Consider the following 18,358-nt stretch of genomic DNA (forward strand, 5'->3'; position numbering starts at 1 on the left):
TGAACACGAAGGCAACGGTAACGACGGTAACGTGCAGCCCTGAAGGACTTGTAAGGAGGATAACGCCATGCATAAGTTAGTCGCTGAGCTGGAACAAGCGAAAGTCGGCATCGTGCGGATGAACGAACCGCTTGCCGGATACACGACTTGGAAAATCGGGGGTCCCGCGGACATTTTTATCATCCCGGGAACCGAAGAGGAGCTCGCAACGGCTTTGCAGCTTTTGCATCGCCATGGCATTCCGTGGTGCGTGTTAGGCAGAGGGTCCAATACTCTGGTGTCCGATAAAGGGGTAAGAGGAGCCGTCATTAGGTTGGGCGACGGTTTCGATAATGTACGATTTGAAGACGAAACGGTGTCGGCAGGCGCATCGTATTCGTTCATCAAGCTGTCGGTCATGACGGGCAAAGAAGGGCTTACCGGTCTGGAATTCGCGGGAGGAATCCCCGGAACGGTAGGCGGAGCCGTATACATGAATGCCGGTGCCCATAGTTCGGACATTTCGCGTATCTTACAGTCAGCCGACATCGTCTGGGAAGACGGAAGTCGGGCCGTATTTGGGAATGAAGAGATGCAATTCTCGTATCGCCATTCTATTCTGCACGAACGGCGGGGAATCGTTACCGGCGCGGCTTTCCGTCTCGCTGTCGGAGACCGCAAGGAGATCGCCGCGGCGATGGCTTCTTACAAAGATCGCCGACGTCGGACCCAACCGTTGCAGAGCGCGACCGCGGGAAGTGTTTTCCGTAATCCCCCGAACGATCATGCCGCTAGGCTGATCGAAGCGGCCGGATTGAAGGGGTTGCGAGAAGGAGCGGCTGAAATTTCCCAAGTGCATGCCAACTTTATCGTCAATCAAGGCGGCGCCAGTGCTGAGGACGTGCTCACCCTCATGCAACGAGTTCAGCTTACAATCGAACGAACAAATGGAGTCCTACTCGTACCTGAGGTACTCTTGTTGGGTGAGCGGTAACCCGGAGGTGAAACCCTTGGACAATTTGGTGATTGAAGGCGGGCACCCGCTTTCGGGCACCATTCGTATCCACGGAGCCAAAAATGCCGCTTTGCCGATTTTGGCCGCTAGCTTGCTCGCGGAAGGAACAGTGACGATCCGCAACGTGCCCCGGCTGCTGGACATCGAAGTCATGCTGGACATTTTGCGGGATCTCGGGTGCAAAGCCCGGCATCAGGATACGGTGGTGACCGTTGAAACGGCAATCGCGACATCCTCTCACATTCCGGAGACGCTGATGCGTAAAATGCGTTCTTCGGTGTTCTTGATGGGGCCGCTTCTCGCTCGTTTCGGAGAAGTGCAGCTCTATCAGCCTGGAGGATGCGCCATCGGTGAAAGAAAGATAGACTTGCATTTGCGAGGTCTTGCGGCTCTCGGTGCGAAAATAGAAGAGAAGGGCAGCAGAATCGTCTGTTCCGCCCGCAGGCTTAAAGGGGCCGAGATCAGCTTGGATTTTCCAAGCGTCGGCGCCACGGAGAACATTATGATGGCGGCCGTTCTGGCTCAGGGTAGAACAACGATTATCGGTGCTGCCAGGGAACCTGAAATATTGGATCTGCAACAATTCCTGAATCAAATGGGCGCGCGAGTTACGGGGGCAGGTACGGATACGCTAACGATCGATGGCGTGGACTCCCTGTACGGCTGCGATTTCGAAGTGATTCCCGACCGGATCGTAACCGGTACCGTGATGGTCGCTGCCGCGGCTACGCGAGGAGAAGTCACTCTCGAGAATACGCAGCCAGGCCAACTTACTTCGCTTATCCACGTCCTTCGCCGTGCAGGTGTTCAAATCGAGGTCGGCAATGATATAATGAGAGTCGGTGCATTCAAGCGCCCTACTGCGGTTGATCGCATCGTAACCTCGCCTTATCCTGCTTTTCCTACCGACCTTCAGGCGCAAGTCATGACTTTGCTAGCTTTGGCGGACGGTGTAAGCGTGATGAAGGAAACGATATTCGAAGGTCGATTTAAGCATGTGGACGAATTGTGCCGCATGGGGGCCGACATTCGGGTTGATTTAAACAACGCGTTTATCCGCGGAGTGCCTCAGCTATATGGAGCGACGGTTGAAGCGACCGATTTGCGGGCCGGGGCCGCGCTCGTAATTGCGGGTTTGGCGGCACAGGGCCGTACCGTAGTCGAGCAGGTCCATCATATCGACCGCGGCTACGATCGGATAGAAGAGATGTTCCGGCAGATTGGCGGCAACATCATCCGCGAAGTTCACAAAAGCAAGGTTTACAGTTAATGGTGAAGCGTTCCCCGCCGCAGAAGCCTTCTTCCGCGCGGGGGATTTTTATGATGAATATGGGACAAGCTCGCCGAAAACTTTCAGATACCGAAGATATGGAAGGAAGGGGGAGGCGGAATGACCGAACGAATCCCCGCGTTGAAACGCGAGGCAGTAATGCCTAAGACTCGCCGCGGGAAAAAGATTCTGAGATTATTGATCGCGCTTTTCGCGATTGTGCTTATCGTGTTGTTCTTCCGTTCCCCTTTGTCCGAAATATCGGATATCGAGGTGACGGGGATGAATTACTTAAGCAAAGAGGAAGTGTTGAAAGAGCTTGGAGTAGCTCCGGGGGATTCATTCTTCGTTCCTAGCATCGGGAAGCTCACGAAGAGAATGGGCAATCTTAAACCGCTCGAAAGCGTTAAGATCGTCAAGAAATTTCCGGGCTTGCTTAGCGTGCAAGTGAAGGAGTATCCGCAAGTCGCCGTACAACTGGCCGAAGACGGACGGATGCTAGCAACGCTATCGAATGGATTAACTTTGCCGATACCTGAAGGAGACCCCGTCGACAAGCCGATTCTATCTAACTGGAAGCCCGATGATCCTAATTTAGTCGCTCTTTGCCGCGCTTTGAGCGGCTTGCCGCCATATCTTCTGGCAGATTTATCCGAAATCCATCCGGATCCGTCTATTTCTTATCCGAATAGAATTAAACTTTTCACACGATCGCGGTTTGAAGTCGTCACGACGGTGCAATTGCTGGCGGAAAAAATCCCATTTCTAAGCGATATCGTGCAAAATCGGGAGCCAGGAAAGATAATTATGTTGGAAGTGGACACTTATTTGCCGTATTCGGCAGAAAATGTTACAGACGCGGCGCGGGAAGCCGATAAAGTTAAGGAAAAGGACTCTACTCAATAAACAAAAAGAATGCTAGAATTTCATTTATGGGTGGAATGGGTAATAGATTTAGTTGCCTTCGAACATCCTTTATGAGCAACTAAAAAAATTGTAGAAAAAAGAGGGAAAACCTCGTGGATGTGGAATAAGTAGAAGAAGCATCCCTTGTACGCAGCCACTTTCATCGATCTACGGGAGGTGCCACCGGTTGAGCAACAATGACCTCATCGTCAGCCTGGATATTGGAACATCGAAAATTCGGGTGATTATCGGGGAGATCAGCAACGGGGCCATTAACATCATTGGTGTAGGATCTGCAGATTCCGATGGAATCCGCAAAGGCGCCATTGTAGATATTGACCAAACCGTGCAGTCCATTCGTAATGCCGTCGATCATGCGGAACGCATGGTCGGTATTGGAATTAGCGAGGTTTACGTCGGGATTTCCGGCAATCATATCGCATTGCAGAGTAATCACGGAGTCGTCGCCGTTTCCAATGAAGATCGGGAGATTGGCGAAGAAGATATCGAACGTGTTTTGCAAGCTGCGAAAGTGGTTGCCTTACCGCCTGAACGGGAAATCATTGGACTTGTTCCCAAGCAGTTTTTAGTTGACGGGCTGGCGGATATTCAAGATCCGCGCGGCATGATTGGCGTTCGTCTCGAAGTCGAATGCACGATTATTACAGGAACCAAAGCAGCGGTACATAACTTGATGAGATGCGTAGAGAAAGCAGGTCTGCGTATTTCCGGCCTTATCTTGATGTCTCTGGCATCGGGCATGATGGCTTTAACCAAAGACGAGAAGCAAATGGGTACGGTCCTTGCCGATATCGGCGCGGGCTCTACGACACTTGCCATCTTCGAAGGCGGAAGCCTCGCGGCCGTTTCGACGCTTCCGATCGGCGGAGATTATGTGACAAGCGATATTTGTTACGGACTCAAAACCCAAACGGAGCACGCGGAGAAGATCAAGCTCAAGTATGGGTGCGCCCGTACCGAGGATGCCGCGGAGGATCAGAAGTTCAAGGTTATGAGAGTCGGAAGCAATATGGAGAAAGAATTCTCCCAATTGGATCTGTCGAACATAATCGAGCCCCGCATGCAAGAGATTTTCCAGATGATCCGGCAAGAAGTGAAAAGACTGGGTTACCAAGACAAAATTAACGGATATGTGCTGACTGGCGGTTCCGTCTCATTGCCTAGCGTGCTTCCGTTGGCGCAGATTGAACTGGAATCCAATGTGAGAATCGCTGTGCCGGATTATATAGGCGTTAGGGATCCTTCTTTCAGCAGCGGCGTCGGTATGATCCAGTATGTAACGAAATATGTTCGAACACGCGGCGCGGTTGGAACCAAGCGCACCCCGAAAGCGAAAGTTTCGGGAGGCGCAACTACAGGGTCCAAGCCTGGCATTGTTGAATGGTTCAAAAACATGTTCAAGGAATTTATCTAAGCCGCCGCTTACAAGGAACCATTCAAGCGAAGCAAGGAGGAGTTAGCAAATTATGTTGGAGTTTGATTTTGAAATGGAACCACTCGCAAAAATCAAAGTCATCGGAGTCGGTGGCGGCGGCAGCAATGCTGTAAACCGCATGATCGAGAACGGTGTTAAAGGCGTCGAATTTATTACCGTTAACACGGATGCGCAAGCATTGCATTTAACGAAATCCGAACAGAAGCTGCAAATCGGGGATAAGCTTACCAGAGGTCTGGGAGCCGGTGCTAACCCGGATGTGGGTAAAAAAGCTGCCGAAGAGTCTCGCGAATTTATTACGAATACTCTTCGTTCGGCGGATATGGTATTCGTGACGGCGGGAATGGGCGGCGGTACTGGAACAGGCGCTGCTCCCGTAATCGCAGAACTGGCAAAAGAATGCGGAGCATTGACCGTTGGCGTAGTCACTCGTCCCTTTACGTTCGAAGGACGCAAACGGTCTGCGCAAGCGGAACTGGGTATTGAAGCCTTAAAAGAAAAAGTGGATACTCTTATCGTCATCCCCAATGATCGACTGTTGGAGATCGTTGATAAGAAAACGCCTATGCTTGAAGCTTTTCGCGAAGCTGATAATGTTCTGCGTCAAGCCGTACAAGGCATTTCCGATCTTATCGCCGTACCGGGATTGATTAACCTTGACTTCGCGGACGTTAAGACTATTATGTCGGAACGCGGTTCTGCCTTGATGGGAATCGGAATGGCATCGGGCGAGAATCGTGCAATGGAAGCTGCTCGCAAAGCAATTATGAGTCCGTTGCTAGAAACTTCAATAGAAGGCGCGCGCGGCGTCATCATGAATATTACGGGCGGCTCCAACTTATCCTTGTATGAAGTCAACGAAGCTGCGGAAATCGTTATTTCAGCATCGGATCCGGAAGTGAATATGATTTTCGGGGCTATCATCGACGATAATTTGAAAGACGAGATTAAAGTGACCGTAATCGCTACGGGATTCGAGCACAAAGGTCCTTCTCGTCGTCCTGCTGCTCCCGCTAATCCCCAAGTTCAGCCTATAACTGAAACTACTACTAACGCTAACGAGACGCGTCAAACGGGAAACCTTAGACCGTTCGGTAATCAGAGCTTGTCTAGCGATCAGTTGGATATTCCGGCATTTTTACGGAACCGTCCTCGCGGAGACCGCTAATCTCTATTAAATAACGTTCTACTAAAGCTCCGGCTTCCACATTTGTGGACCGGAGTTTTTTTATCGACAAAAAAAGGCCTTGAAGGCCGGCAAGATTAGACAGACACCGAATTTGAAAGCGATTATACTTGGTTCATCCATCCCGGCAGGTTCATAAATGAATGATTCCGGGGATATTGGATGGGGGCTTCCCATGACCGTTTATGTGGATTTAGTCTTTTTTAACAATCTAGCTGTAGACGGAACAGTACTTCTGGCGACGGCTAAAGTACGTCATCTTCGGCCAACCCGGACCCGATTGTTCTCTGGGGCTATATTGGGTGCGTTGTATGCGGCAGTAATGTTCTGGGCCCATATTCCTTACTTGTATTCCTTCGGCGTCAAAGTAATGATTTCTTTATTTATGGTGTTACTCACTTTCGGTTATGGGGGGCCGTTGCAGCTTGCGCGCAATTTCTGCGCTTTTTATCTGGTCAATTTCGCTACGCTAGGCGGGGTTATCGGTCTATCCTTCCTCCTGCAATCCGCGGATTCTCCATGGGGCGGTATGTCGTTTACCCCGGACGGGGGTTTGATCTTGAAGTGGCAGATGCAGCTCGGAATGTTTATCGTTACTTTTCTTTTATCGGTTTGGTTATTCCGCAGTTCGTCAGAGACCCGTAAAAAGCGTCAGGAATTAGAACAGCTTTTTTGGGAAATCGAAATCAAGCTAGCTGATGGCAGTTGGAAGATGAGAGCTCTCCTGGATACGGGAAACCGGCTTTACGACCCTTTAACCCGAATTCCAGTCATGATCATGGAGGCGAGCATTTGGAGAGAGGAACTGCCTGCAGGATGGTGCGACCGGCTTAAGGAAGTAGCTCCGGATCAACTCTTATCGGAAATGGCTAACCAATCTATGGAACAGTATCCGTGGGCAGATCGACTTCGACTCGTTCCATATCGCGGAGTTAACGGAAATACCCGTCTTATGCTGGCCGTAAAGCCGGATGCTGTCTTATTGTCTAAGGAAGGACATCCCCCTCTTCAGGTGAACCGGGTACTTATTGGTTTAGATGGAGGCACTTTGTCATCCGAAGGAACTTACCGCGCCATCGTCCATCCGGACATGGCTCTTGCCGATGCTGCGTCATCGGCTCCATCTCAACCTGCGTGACAGGAGGTAGCAGAAATGTTCGTGAACTTGAGATTAAGGTCCCAATTATCGCTTTATCGCCTGTTATTTTGGTTTGGTTGGAAGAGCGAGGAAGTTTACTACATCGGAGGCAGCGAAGCATTGCCTCCACCGCTTAGCCGGGAAGAAGAAGAATATTTACTGGAAAGGTTATCTACGGGAGATGCCGCGATCCGTGCGATGCTCATTGAGCGTAATCTGCGGTTAGTCGTTTATATCGCTCGAAAATTCGAGAACACGGGAATTCATATCGAAGACCTTGTATCTATCGGAGCCATCGGACTTATTAAAGCCGTAAATACATTTGATCCAGATAAGAAGATCAAATTAGCAACTTACGCTTCACGCTGTATCGAGAATGAGATTTTGATGTACTTGCGTCGGAACAGCAAGACGAGGACGGAAGTTTCTTTCGATGAGCCTTTGAATATCGATTGGGACGGAAATGAATTGTTGCTATCCGATGTTCTGGGAACGGAGAATGATACGATTTACCGTAACATCGAAGAGCAAGTAGACAGGAAACTTCTACACAAGGCTTTGGATAAGCTTAGCGAGAGGGAACGAACGATTATGGAATTACGTTTTGGTCTTGCGGACGGCGAAGAAAAAACTCAGAAGGATGTTGCTGACCTTTTAGGAATATCCCAATCGTATATCTCAAGGCTAGAAAAACGCATAATTAAGCGGCTGCGCAAGGAATTCAATAAAATGGTTTAGAAGTTGAGAGAAAATTCGCGCATTTCATACTTTTGCCGAGACTGCCATAAGTCTCAAATAGCGGAATAAAAACCCCCTTCCCGGAGATACTTTACATTAATGCTGCTCCCCGGGAGGAATTGCCTTGACCCGCAACAAAGTGGAGATTTGTGGAGTGGACACCTCAAAGCTGCCCGTTCTAACCAATGCCGAAATGAGGGAACTATTTCTTGCTCTACAAACCCGAGGAGAGATCACCGCCAGGGAAAAATTAGTAAACGGTAACCTGCGACTGGTGCTGAGCGTGATCCAACGGTTTAATAACCGAGGAGAATTCGTCGATGATTTATTTCAAGTCGGTTGCATTGGGTTGATGAAAGCGATCGACAACTTTGATCTAGGCCAGAACGTTAGATTTTCGACCTATGCCGTTCCGATGATCATCGGGGAAATCCGTCGTTATCTGAGAGATAACAATCCGATTCGCGTGTCGCGTAGCTTGCGAGATATCGCTTATAAAGCGTTGCAGGTCAGAGACCAGTTAACGAATCAACATTCTCGCGAGCCGACAATACTGGAAATTTCGCAGGTTCTTAACGTACCCAAGGAAGATATCGTATTCGCTTTGGACGCGATTCAGGACCCGGTATCCTTGTTCGAGCCGATCTATCACGACGGCGGAGACCCGATCTTCGTCATGGATCAGATCAGCGACGAGCGCAACAAAGATGCTCAATGGATAGAGGAAATTGCACTTCGCGAAGCGATGAGAAAACTCAATGATCGCGAGAAAATGATTCTGTCCATGCGTTTCTTCGAAGGAAAAACCCAGATGGAAGTCGCCGACGAGATCGGCATCTCCCAGGCTCAAGTATCTCGTCTCGAGAAATCCGCGATCCAGCAAATGCAAAAGCACGTAAAAACTTAAAAAGCAGCTTTCTTTGCGAAAGGATGGGGCATATGCTTCATCCTTTTTCGTTGGAATCCTTTATATCCATTATCCCGTCGTCTCAGGTAGGAATTTCTTAGACCGCATATCATTCATTAATCCGCAATGTCCTTTTCCCCCCTTATGTCCACTATCCCCTTCGCTCAGAAAGTGGTCTAACAGTAACAGCTATTACCCCTAGGTATGATCCCATTACAAAGCTAAAAGCAAAGGGCAGATATTACTTCCTAGGAAATAACCTAAATGCTACGACCAAAGCAAGAGTCGCAATCGCACCAAAATGCAACAGCCAATATATCCGGAGCAATACCAAAGCAATACCAAAGCAAAAACCAAAGCAATACCAAGCAATAACCAAAGCAATAATCAAAGCAAAGTGAAAGCAAAAACCAAAGTACAAACCAAAGTACAAACCAAAGTACAAACCAAAGTACAAACCAAAGTACAAACCAAAGTACAAACCAAAGTACAAACCAAAGTACAAACCAAAGTACAAACCAAAGTACAAACCAAAGTACAAACCAAAGTACAAACCAAAGATGGGTAGCCACAGCAGAACTAAACAACGATTTAAGTAGGATTTTTGAAATCTTTAATGTGTAATCAAAATCAGCATCTATACTCGATCAGCCTGTTTTCAACAGCGAGTCAAAATAGTCGCGTTTAAGATGAGCCGAGTTGTCCTCGCGACGAATTAGAACCGGGTATTGTAAAACAGGAGTAGTTGAACAATGATTAAGCAAATTTTCAAATAAATTACCTTGTTTGATTGTCGCATTGAAACCATAACAAAACTGATCTAAGTAGGACTGTAAGTGTTTAGGTCCTATGCCAGTGAATGTCTTATTTATCCAAGAGGAGGCGCGTTGAGAGAGTTGAATTAAAGGTCTGATTCTATGCCGGCTGAACTTTTGAATAACTATGCTTAAATCTGTTACCGAAGGATCAACATGTTGGCGAATGAAGAGATGACCTGCGTGGGGTGTGATACGATCATATATAAGCTGATTATCGGGAATTTTTTGAATCTTCAAATGAGTGATTTGTTGATCGTTATCCATAGAAACGCCAACGAGCAAAGGTTGTTCTTGAGGATGCCGAAAGATGGTTGGGTTATAAGGTCGGCCGTAAATGCCCCAATTAATACGAACTATGCCCGATAATAATTTTTGGGAATTCGAATGAATCATGGCTTGTCTGATTTTATGACAGATGAGCCAGGAAGTTTTATAAGTTACATTTATTGTGGAACTGAGCCTGGTGGCGCTGATACCATGAGGCATCGCATGAAGAAAAATCGCTTGAAACCAGAGCCGCAAGGATGTCCGCGATCCTTCCATAATTGTACCGGCGATTAAGGATGTTTGAGCCCGGCAATCCCGGCATTCGTACAAGGGAAGTTTACGTGAACGTATTAAATAGAAGTGGCGATGGGAACAACGTGGACAATGGAATCCATCGGGCCAACGAGAGTGAAACAAGGCTTGGATGCATGATTCCTCGTTGTCGTATCTAGAGCAAAACTCCTCAAAACTTATCGTTTTCTCCAAGTTCCCACCTCCATAAATAGAACATGTGTTCTTATTTTATTTTACATAAAATGTATGAATTAATCAAGCGTTATTATTAAAAAAGATCATAAGCGAGTTGAGCATGTGGAGTAACTGCATTGAAGTGGGGTAGGATTGGGCGTTATCTCTGAGGGACCGGGATAATGGAGATAAGATGAAAAAGAGGACAGTTATTCTGAGGCGAAGGGATAGTGGCCATAACGGGAGAAAGAAGAGTCTTGTTCTGAGGCAAGGGGATAGTGGCCATACGGAGAAAAAAGGGGGGCTTGTTCTGAGGCGAAGGGATAGTCGCCATAGCGGGAGAAAGGGGAGTCTTGTTCTGAGGCAAGGGATAGTGGTTATAGAAAGGAGGTTGGGGTATTTAGTTCTGAGCTAGCGGGATAGCGGGCGTAAGGAGCGAATGTAGAACGAATCCGACCGAGGCGAAATAGACCATTAATTTATTGCGAGGTACGAGCCCTACATTGTACATTTTTTCGGACCGGATCATATATTTAATAATAGGTACGAATGCCTGGTCGGACTGGGGGCGAACGGTTATGAAAATATCCGATTTTCAGACGAAGGACGTTATCAATATAGTGGACGGAAAGAAGCTGGGCCAAGTCAGCGATCTGGAATTGGATCTCCGTCAAGGGCGGATCGATTCCATCGTGGTTCCTACTTCCACCCGGTTGTTCGGAATGTTCGGCGGAGGCAACGATGTCGTTATTCCTTGGAGAAATATCGTTAAGATCGGCACGGATGTCGTTCTGGTTAGATTGGACGATTCGAAAATATACCGTCTTGAAGATGGCGAGCAGCATACCGGCCGGTAGCGGACGCTTACATTTCTTCCGATTGACTCTTACCTATGGTACACTGGCTTCGGAGGTGTAATTTTTTGGAGCCTTTTCTATTGAACGCGAAGAATGATGAGTCGTCATTGTTAATGTTGGAGTCTTGGCTCGAGTGGAGCGGGGTTACTGCCGGGTTTACGACGCGGCATGCGGGGAATACGGCGCTCCATGTCGGGAATGATCCACTGAACGTATTGGCTAATCGCAATAAAGTTACGGAACATTTAAGTTGGGACTACGAAGCTTTTACCTGCGCCGAACAAGTGCATGGGCATGACGTGCACGTAGTTAAACACGAGGATGCCGGCAGAGGGCGCGATGGCAGATTAAGCGCGATTCAGAATACGGATGCGATGATTACGAACGAACCGAACGTATTATTGGCGATGTATTTCGCCGACTGCGTACCTTTATATTTTTACGATCCTCATACGGAAAGCATGGGACTTGCGCACGCTGGATGGAAGGGGAGCGTAGCTGAAATTGCCGTTCATACGATTGCTGCTATGCAAGCTTCATACGGTTCTAAACCTGAACATATACTGGCCGCAATCGGACCTTCCATCGATAGTTGTTGTTACGAGGTGGACGAAAAGGTGCTTGGCCAAGTTCGTTTGATTATAGAATCACTACGTAAGGGTAATCCGACAATAGAGGCTTCGGACGTCATCAAACCCTCCGGTAGGGAGGGGCACGCACGACTGGACTTGAAACATTTAAACCGACATCTTATGATAAAAGCAGGAATTTTGCCGAGCCACATCGAAATATCTTCATGGTGTACAGGCTGTCGAACGGACCTCTTGTTTTCCCATCGCAAGGAAAACGGGGCTGCGGGACGGATGATGAGTTGGTTGGGCAGGAAATCGAGGTGATCGTTTCGTGACATTGAAGAACCGTCTGCGAGACGTGGAAATCCGACTTGAGCAGGCTTGCGAGAGAAGCGGAAGAAATCGCGAAGACATACAGATTATCGCCGTTACCAAGTACGTAACGGTGGAAACGGTGCAAGAAGCCGTGCGAGAAGGGGTAACCCATATCGGGGAAAACCGATGGCCGAACGCAAAGGACAAATGGGACGCTCTGAAGGGACAAGCCGTTTTTCATTACATAGGCTCGCTCCAAACGAACAAAGTGAAGGACGTAGTCGGTAAATTCGAGTATATTCATTCCCTGGATCGACTTTCATTGGCGGAAGCCATTCAGAGCCGTGCCGAAGCGCTGGATCTTCAAGTTTCTTGTTTTCTGCAAGTGAACGTTTCTGGGGAAATTTCGAAGCACGGTTTGGAGCCGGCCGACGTTAAGCCGTTCCTGATCGAACTTCAAAAGTATAATCGCATTCGACCCGTCGGTTTAATGACGATGGCTCCTTACGAAAGCGAACCAGAAGCGACTAGGCCGATATTCCGGGCGCTACGGCAGTTAAGGGACGACTTGAATGAAATGTCCATCTTGGCAGAGCCGATGCTGGAGCTATCGATGGGAATGTCTAACGATTTCGAGGTTGCGGTGGAAGAAGGAGCAACCCGGGTGCGTTTGGGAACCGTATTGGTAGGGAAAGAAGAGACAGAGGAGGGATAACAATGGGTGTTATGAATAGGTTCTTGAATTATTTGGGACTTCAGGAAGAGCATGAACAAGAGATGGAGCGAGAACGGATAGCTTCCGAGTCCGAGGAGCAAGAAATTGAAACCCCATCGTTCGAATCGCGTAAACAATCAGGAAAGAACAATGTCGTAAGCATACATTCCCAGAAAAATGCCCGAGTCGTTCTAACGGAACCGCGTTCATACGACGAGGCGCAGGATATCGCGGATCAACTCAAGTCGCGACGTTCCGTCGTCGTTAATCTCCAACGCGTGAGAAGGGATCAGGCGATTCGGATCGTGGACTTCTTGAGCGGCACGGTATATGCTCTTGGAGGCAATATTTCCAAGCTTGGACCGGATATTTTCCTCTGTACACCGGACTCGGTGGAAGTGTCCGGGACGATAACGGAAATATTATCTGAGGAATCAGCTGACTACCCCAAAATGAGGTGACACCAGGTTGGAGCAAATAGAACAATTTATCGGTATATTGTATAGAATCTACTCGTACATGATCATTATTTACGTGCTCATGTCTTGGTTGCCAGCCGTTAAAGAAAGCTTCGTCGGCGAGATGCTGGGGAAACTCGTGGAACCGTACTTAAAGCCATTCCGTCGTTTTATTCCTCCTATCGGAGGAATGATAGACATATCTCCGATCGTTGCGTATTTCGCATTAGGTTTCGTCGTGCGAGGGCTTCTCGCCGTATTAAGTATCGTGTTCTAAGATTGAAGGTGCCATAATGTCACGCAGAGAAATTTACGAGCATTTTCATCCGGATGAAAAAGCATTTGTGGATCGCGCCTCGGAGTGGGTCGAACGTGCCGCCGAACGTCATGAGACGAAGCGGACGGATTTTCTCGACCCGCGACAGGCGCATATTTTATTTACGCTGGCAAACCGTCACCCGGATGCGCAAGTGGTGTTAGGCGGCGGAAGCTCCCAAGCGGAGCGCCAGAGGGCAATCATCGCTCCCGACTACAGGTCATTGGACGATGAAGACATGGGAATCTCAGTTCTGGATATTACATCAGACGATAAACGAATATCCGATTTGGACCACGGAGATTATTTGGGCGCGTTGCTCGGACTCGGGATCAAGAGAGATAAAATCGGCGATCTTCACGTTAGCGAGGAAGGGTGCCATGCCCTAATCGCCGACGATATCGGCGGTTTCCTTATAGGTCACATGAAACAAGCTCACCGCGTCGACGTGACCGTCTCCGTTAGGCCGTTGTCGGAGCTTAGGGAAGTCGTGTCCGTAGTCGAGGAGCAAACGCTCTCCGTCGCTTCCATGCGTCTTGACGGCGTCGCCAGCGACGTCTTTCGGCTGAGCCGGACGAAAATTCTCGCCCCGATCAAAGCCGGGAGATGCCGGGTGAGCTGGAAACCGGTAGAGGATCCCTCCTTTCAATTGAAAGAGGGAGACATCGTTTCCATGAAAGGTTTCGGCCGATTTAAGGTGCTTGAAGTCGAAGGCGTATCCAAAAGCGGCAGGATTCGAGTGCGTATCGGTAAATTTGTGTAAAAGAATAGAAGGATTTCCGCAGCTTTCGTCGAATTCAGTCAATGAACGTGCTAGACGGAAATCATGACTTAGGAGGTGCGCCAATGCCACTTACTCCATTGGACATCCATAACAAAGAATTCTCCCGCCGGTTACGCGGATACGACGAAGATCAAGTAAACGAATTCCTCGATCAAATTATCAAGGATTACGAAGCGATGATTCGCGAGAACAAAGAGTTGCAAAACCTGGTCGCGGCATCTCAGGACAAGCTTGGCCATTTCTCGAATATCGAGGAGACGTTAAGCAAGACGATCATCGTCGCGCAGGAAGCAGCCGACGAGTTGAGGGGCAACGCTAAGAAGGAAGCTCAGCTTATCGTCAAGGAAGCGGAGAAGAACGCCGATCGAATTATCAATGATGCGCTTTCCAAGTCCCGCAAGGTCGCTTTGGAAGTCGAAGAATTGAAAAAACAGGCGACCATTTACCGTGCCCGCTTCCGCGCGTTGATTGAAACGCAAATGGAGCTTCTGACGCAAGACGGATGGGACTCTCTGGACAATCGCGAAGCTCGCGGCATCGAAGCTTAAAGGTCGGGAACGGCGAACTAAGAGAACAAGAAAGATCCTCGCGGATCTTTTTTTTCTTTCTAGACATAAGGGGTTTGCCTATAGGCGAATTCGATTTGACAAATGACGTGGCAAAAAGTATAACAAGGATATAAGAAATCCATATTCATGTCGCAGAAGGGAAACAAGTCGCGCGTATCCAAAGCCCAGAGAGTTGGCGGTTGCTGCGAGCCAACGTGAGGGACGTGACGAATATCCTCCCAGAGACGCTCTGCCGAACTTCAAGGACTCGTCCTTCGAACATTAAGCGGCGCCGGATGTCCTCCGTTACAGGGAACGCGCATAACGTAAGGACCGGCGGAATAACCGGCGACCTTCTGTGCGTTGCGAGTTGCCGTCGCATCTCCGAGAGGAGCTTGGACGGAACAAGGGTGGTAACGCGAGCTAACCTCGTCCCTTTCCAGGGATGGGGTTTTTATTATGGTTACGAGAGGAAGAGGACTATGCAACGCGTAGACGTCAAGGAAAAAGCCAGAACCCGCGAGCAAAGGATACTCGGGCAATGGAGACAAGAGGACACGTTCCGTAAATCGATCGATAATCGCGAAGGAAAGCCCAATTTCGTTTTCTACGAAGGACCTCCGACGGCAAACGGCAAACCACATATCGGTCATGTGCTGGGAAGGGTCATTAAAGACTTCGTGAGCCGTTACAAGACGATGTCGGGCTACCGCGTAATCCGTAAAGCAGGTTGGGATACGCACGGGTTGCCGGTCGAACTAGGCGTTGAGAAGCAGCTTGGCATTTCCGGCAAACAGGAGATCGAGAAATACGGCGTCGAGCCTTTCATTATCAAATGCAAAGAAAGCGTGTTCGAATACGAGCGTCAATGGCGCGAGCTGACCGAAGCGATCGCGTATTGGACGGATATGGACGATCCATACATCACGTTGGACAATCGATATATCCAGAGCGTATGGCATATCCTGGCGACGATTCACGAGAAAGGGCTGCTGTATCGCGGACACCGCGTTAGCCCCTATTGTCCATGTTGCCAGACGACGCTCAGCTCGCATGAAGTAGCGCAAGGATACGAAGACGTTAAGGATCTGACGGCAACGGCTAAATTCAAGGTGAAGGAAACAGGCGAATTTATTTTGGCATGGACGACCACGCCATGGACATTGCCTGCGAACGTTGCCCTTGCCGTTAACCCGGAAATGGACTATATCCGCGCTCGCCAAGACGGCGAGACGTTAATCGTCGCTGCGGCGCTTGCGGACAAAGTGCTAAAGGGCAAGTACGAGACACTTGCGACCGTGAAAGGACGCGAGTTGGTAGGGCTGACTTATGAGCCGCTATTCCCTTATGTGACCGTGGAAAACGCGTATCGCGTTATCGATGCCGAATATGTTACCGATTCGAGCGGTACGGGAATCGTTCATATCTCCCCCGCGCACGGGGAAGACGATTATCGCGTTGCCCGTCTGCATGGCGTTCCGATGCTGATGGTCGTGAACAACGAAGGGAAATATATCGACGAAGTGACGGATTTGGCCGGACGTTTCGTCAAAGATTGCGACATCGACATCGTCAAGATGTTATCCGAATGCGGATTGTTGCACCATAAGGAAAGAATCGAGCATAGCTACCCATTCTGCTGGCGCTGCAAAACGCCTTTGCTCTACTATGCGACGGAAAGCTGGTTCATCAAGACGACAGCCGTCAAAGATCAGCTAATCGAGAACAATAAGTCGATCCAATGGTATCCGGAGCATCTGCGCGATGGCCGATTCGGCAAGTTTCTCGAGGATTTGGTCGATTGGAATATCAGCCGGAACCGATATTGGGGTACTCCGCTGAACGTATGGACGTGCGAATCGTGCGGACTTGAGAAAGCGCCGCATAGCATCGAAGAGCTTCGTTCGCTCGCCATCGGAGATGTCGCGGAAAATATCGAGCTCCATAAGCCTTACGTAGATGCGATTCAGCTGCGCTGCGAATGCGGCGGCGTTATGAATCGGGCTTCGGAAGTGATCGACGTATGGTTCGACAGCGGATCGATGCCGTTCGCGCAATATTTTCACCCTTACGGCGACGAGAACAAATTTAACGAGCAGTATCCCGCGGATTTCATCTGCGAGGGAATCGACCAAACGCGCGGATGGTTTTTCAGCTTATTGGCCGTCTCGACCCTCTATAACGGGAAAGCTCCTTACAAATCCGTTATTTCCACCGGCCACGTTCTCGACGAAAGCGGCCAGAAGATGAGCAAATCGAAAGGCAACGTCATCGATCCGTGGGAAATCATCGACGAATTCGGTACGGATGCGTTCCGCTGGTCGCTTCTTGCGGATAGCGCGCCGTGGAACAGCAAACGATTCTCCAAAGGAATCGTCGCCGAAGCGAAGTCCAAAGTGGTAGATACGCTAGTCAATACGCATGCGTTCTATGCCCTATATGCATCGATCGACGGCTACGTCGCAGCCGAGCACGATCAAGTGAAATCGAACAACAAGCTCGATCGCTGGATCCTGTCGCGTTTGAATTCCTTGATCGCGGACGTAGCGAAAGGTCTGGAGGTCAACGACTTCCTCAATCCGGCCAAGGGAATCGAAATTTTCATCGACGAGCTATCGAACTGGTACGTTCGCCGTTCCCGCGACCGCTTCTGGGGAAGCGGCTTGACGGATAACAAAATCGCGGCTTATCAAACGCTGGGCGAAGTTCTGTTGACTTTATCCAAGCTGATAGCGCCTTACGCGCCGTTCGTATCCGAAGATATCTACGGAAATCTAGGCGGCAAAGGAAGCGTCCATCTGGCGGATTATCCGCAAGCCGATCCAACGGCGATCGATTCGGCTCTGGAGAGGGATATGGCTACCGCGAGGAACATCGTGGAGCTTGCTCGCAATATCCGCAACGAGTCCAGCTTGAAGACTCGCCAGCCTTTGTCCGAGCTGCTCGTTTCCTTGAACGGAGATTTCGACCTAGCGGGTTACGAAGATATCATCAAGGATGAAATCAACGTGAAGACGATCACGCTCGTGAGCGACGACAGCGGCTTCGTGAATTTCAATCTCAAGTTGAACTTGAAGGTAGCCGGGAAAAAATACGGTAAACACGTCGGTCCGATCCAAGCTGCGTTCAAGGGATTGTCCAGCGACGAAACTCGCAACGTCGTACAATCCGGAAGTTATGCTTACGTCTCTGCGGACGGCGAAGCGCTGTCGGTCGGTATCGACGAAATCCTCGTCGAGAAGGAAGCGAAAACAGGCTTTGCGTCGGCATCCGGAGGCGGACTGACCGTTGCGTTGAACACGGATATTACGCCGGAGCTGGAGCAAGAGGGTTGGGTGCGCGAAGTCATTCGCGCGGTTCAGGACACTCGCAAGAAGCTCGACCTTCCGATCGAGAAGAGGGTAGACCTCGTTCTTCATGTCGATGCGGAGTTGGAAGCCGCCTTAAAAGCGTTCGATAACGTATTGAAGGATAACGTGCTCGTGAATCAAGTATCGTTCGGGAAAACCGCCGATATGGAAACGGTGTTGGCGGGAGAGAAATCAATCGGCGTCGCCATCGTAACGGAAGCATAATTCAACGGCCGACAGGCTAAACATAATAAGGAAGACGATAAGACGAGCTCCAATCTTAGCGAATGGCATT

The 18,358-nt window shown here is 49.4% G+C and carries 18 protein-coding genes; 17 read left to right on the plus strand and 1 reads right to left on the minus strand.

Going from position 1 to position 18,358, the window contains the following annotated elements; genetic code table 11:
- Positions 1-67: 67 nt before the first annotated feature.
- The 9 genes from murB to DFP95_RS01380 all read left to right on the plus strand — a co-directional run bounded on the left by murB (position 68) and on the right by DFP95_RS01380 (position 9,163).
- Positions 68-973 carry a UDP-N-acetylmuramate dehydrogenase gene (gene murB, locus DFP95_RS01340; protein ID WP_115990762.1) on the plus strand — a complete coding sequence of 302 codons (906 nt, stop codon included), beginning with the start codon at positions 68-70 and terminating at the stop codon, positions 971-973.
- Positions 974-989: 16 nt separating this feature from the next.
- Positions 990-2,264: a UDP-N-acetylglucosamine 1-carboxyvinyltransferase gene (gene murA, locus DFP95_RS01345; protein WP_115990763.1), complete on the plus strand. Its 1,275-nt coding sequence runs from the start codon at positions 990-992 to the stop codon at positions 2,262-2,264.
- Between the two features lie 120 nt (positions 2,265-2,384).
- A complete protein-coding gene (locus tag DFP95_RS01350) occupies positions 2,385-3,170 on the plus strand; it encodes a cell division protein FtsQ/DivIB (RefSeq protein WP_115990764.1) in 786 nt (261 codons plus the stop codon).
- A 187-nt stretch (positions 3,171-3,357) separates the two neighbouring features.
- The gene (gene ftsA / locus DFP95_RS01355; RefSeq protein ID WP_115990765.1) at positions 3,358-4,605 is read left to right on the plus strand and encodes a cell division protein FtsA; all 1,248 of its coding nucleotides are present in this window, start codon (positions 3,358-3,360) and stop codon (positions 4,603-4,605) included.
- A 52-nt stretch (positions 4,606-4,657) separates the two neighbouring features.
- Positions 4,658-5,794, plus strand: coding sequence for a cell division protein FtsZ (gene ftsZ, locus DFP95_RS01360; protein WP_115990766.1), 1,137 nt, complete (start codon positions 4,658-4,660; stop codon positions 5,792-5,794).
- A 157-nt stretch (positions 5,795-5,951) separates the two neighbouring features.
- Positions 5,952-6,950, plus strand: coding sequence for a sigma-E processing peptidase SpoIIGA (gene spoIIGA, locus DFP95_RS01365; protein ID WP_115990767.1), 999 nt, complete (start codon positions 5,952-5,954; stop codon positions 6,948-6,950).
- A 15-nt stretch (positions 6,951-6,965) separates the two neighbouring features.
- Complete coding sequence (gene sigE, locus DFP95_RS01370; protein WP_115990768.1) at positions 6,966-7,688, plus strand: RNA polymerase sporulation sigma factor SigE; 723 nt, start codon at positions 6,966-6,968, stop codon at positions 7,686-7,688.
- 124 nt (positions 7,689-7,812) lie between these two features.
- Positions 7,813-8,595: an RNA polymerase sporulation sigma factor SigG gene (sigG, locus tag DFP95_RS01375; RefSeq protein WP_115990769.1), complete on the plus strand. Its 783-nt coding sequence runs from the start codon at positions 7,813-7,815 to the stop codon at positions 8,593-8,595.
- 301 nt (positions 8,596-8,896) lie between these two features.
- Positions 8,897-9,163: a hypothetical protein gene (locus tag DFP95_RS01380; RefSeq protein WP_115990770.1), complete on the plus strand. Its 267-nt coding sequence runs from the start codon at positions 8,897-8,899 to the stop codon at positions 9,161-9,163.
- 79 nt (positions 9,164-9,242) lie between these two features.
- Here the strand turns inward: DFP95_RS01380 and DFP95_RS01385 are convergent, their stop codons facing one another.
- Complete coding sequence (locus tag DFP95_RS01385) at positions 9,243-10,166, minus strand: transposase (RefSeq protein WP_181907207.1); 924 nt, start codon at positions 10,164-10,166, stop codon at positions 9,243-9,245.
- A gap of 560 nt (positions 10,167-10,726) precedes the next feature.
- Here DFP95_RS01385 and DFP95_RS01395 point away from each other — a divergent pair.
- The 8 genes from DFP95_RS01395 to ileS all read left to right on the plus strand — a co-directional run bounded on the left by DFP95_RS01395 (position 10,727) and on the right by ileS (position 18,288).
- Positions 10,727-11,005, plus strand: a complete 279-nt coding sequence (locus DFP95_RS01395) for a YlmC/YmxH family sporulation protein (protein ID WP_115990773.1) — start codon at positions 10,727-10,729, stop codon at positions 11,003-11,005.
- A 65-nt stretch (positions 11,006-11,070) separates the two neighbouring features.
- Positions 11,071-11,901, plus strand: coding sequence for a peptidoglycan editing factor PgeF (gene pgeF, locus DFP95_RS01400; RefSeq protein WP_245987280.1), 831 nt, complete (start codon positions 11,071-11,073; stop codon positions 11,899-11,901).
- 7 nt (positions 11,902-11,908) lie between these two features.
- The gene (locus DFP95_RS01405; protein WP_115990775.1) at positions 11,909-12,607 is read left to right on the plus strand and encodes a YggS family pyridoxal phosphate-dependent enzyme; all 699 of its coding nucleotides are present in this window, start codon (positions 11,909-11,911) and stop codon (positions 12,605-12,607) included.
- 2 nt (positions 12,608-12,609) lie between these two features.
- Positions 12,610-13,068 (plus strand): cell division protein SepF, encoded by a 459-nt coding sequence (locus DFP95_RS01410; RefSeq protein ID WP_115990776.1) that lies wholly within the window; start codon positions 12,610-12,612, stop codon positions 13,066-13,068.
- Positions 13,069-13,075: 7 nt separating this feature from the next.
- Positions 13,076-13,342, plus strand: a complete 267-nt coding sequence (locus tag DFP95_RS01415; RefSeq protein WP_115990777.1) for a YggT family protein — start codon at positions 13,076-13,078, stop codon at positions 13,340-13,342.
- 16 nt (positions 13,343-13,358) lie between these two features.
- Positions 13,359-14,144 carry a YlmH family RNA-binding protein gene (locus DFP95_RS01420; RefSeq protein ID WP_115990778.1) on the plus strand — a complete coding sequence of 262 codons (786 nt, stop codon included), beginning with the start codon at positions 13,359-13,361 and terminating at the stop codon, positions 14,142-14,144.
- A gap of 83 nt (positions 14,145-14,227) precedes the next feature.
- Complete coding sequence (locus tag DFP95_RS01425) at positions 14,228-14,713, plus strand: DivIVA domain-containing protein (protein ID WP_115990779.1); 486 nt, start codon at positions 14,228-14,230, stop codon at positions 14,711-14,713.
- Positions 14,714-15,195: 482 nt separating this feature from the next.
- Positions 15,196-18,288 carry an isoleucine--tRNA ligase gene (gene ileS / locus DFP95_RS01430; protein ID WP_115990780.1) on the plus strand — a complete coding sequence of 1,031 codons (3,093 nt, stop codon included), beginning with the start codon at positions 15,196-15,198 and terminating at the stop codon, positions 18,286-18,288.
- Positions 18,289-18,358: the final 70 nt, after the last annotated feature.

Source organism: Cohnella lupini (genome assembly GCF_003386205.1).
Classification (GTDB): domain Bacteria; phylum Bacillota; class Bacilli; order Paenibacillales; family Paenibacillaceae; genus Cohnella; species Cohnella lupini.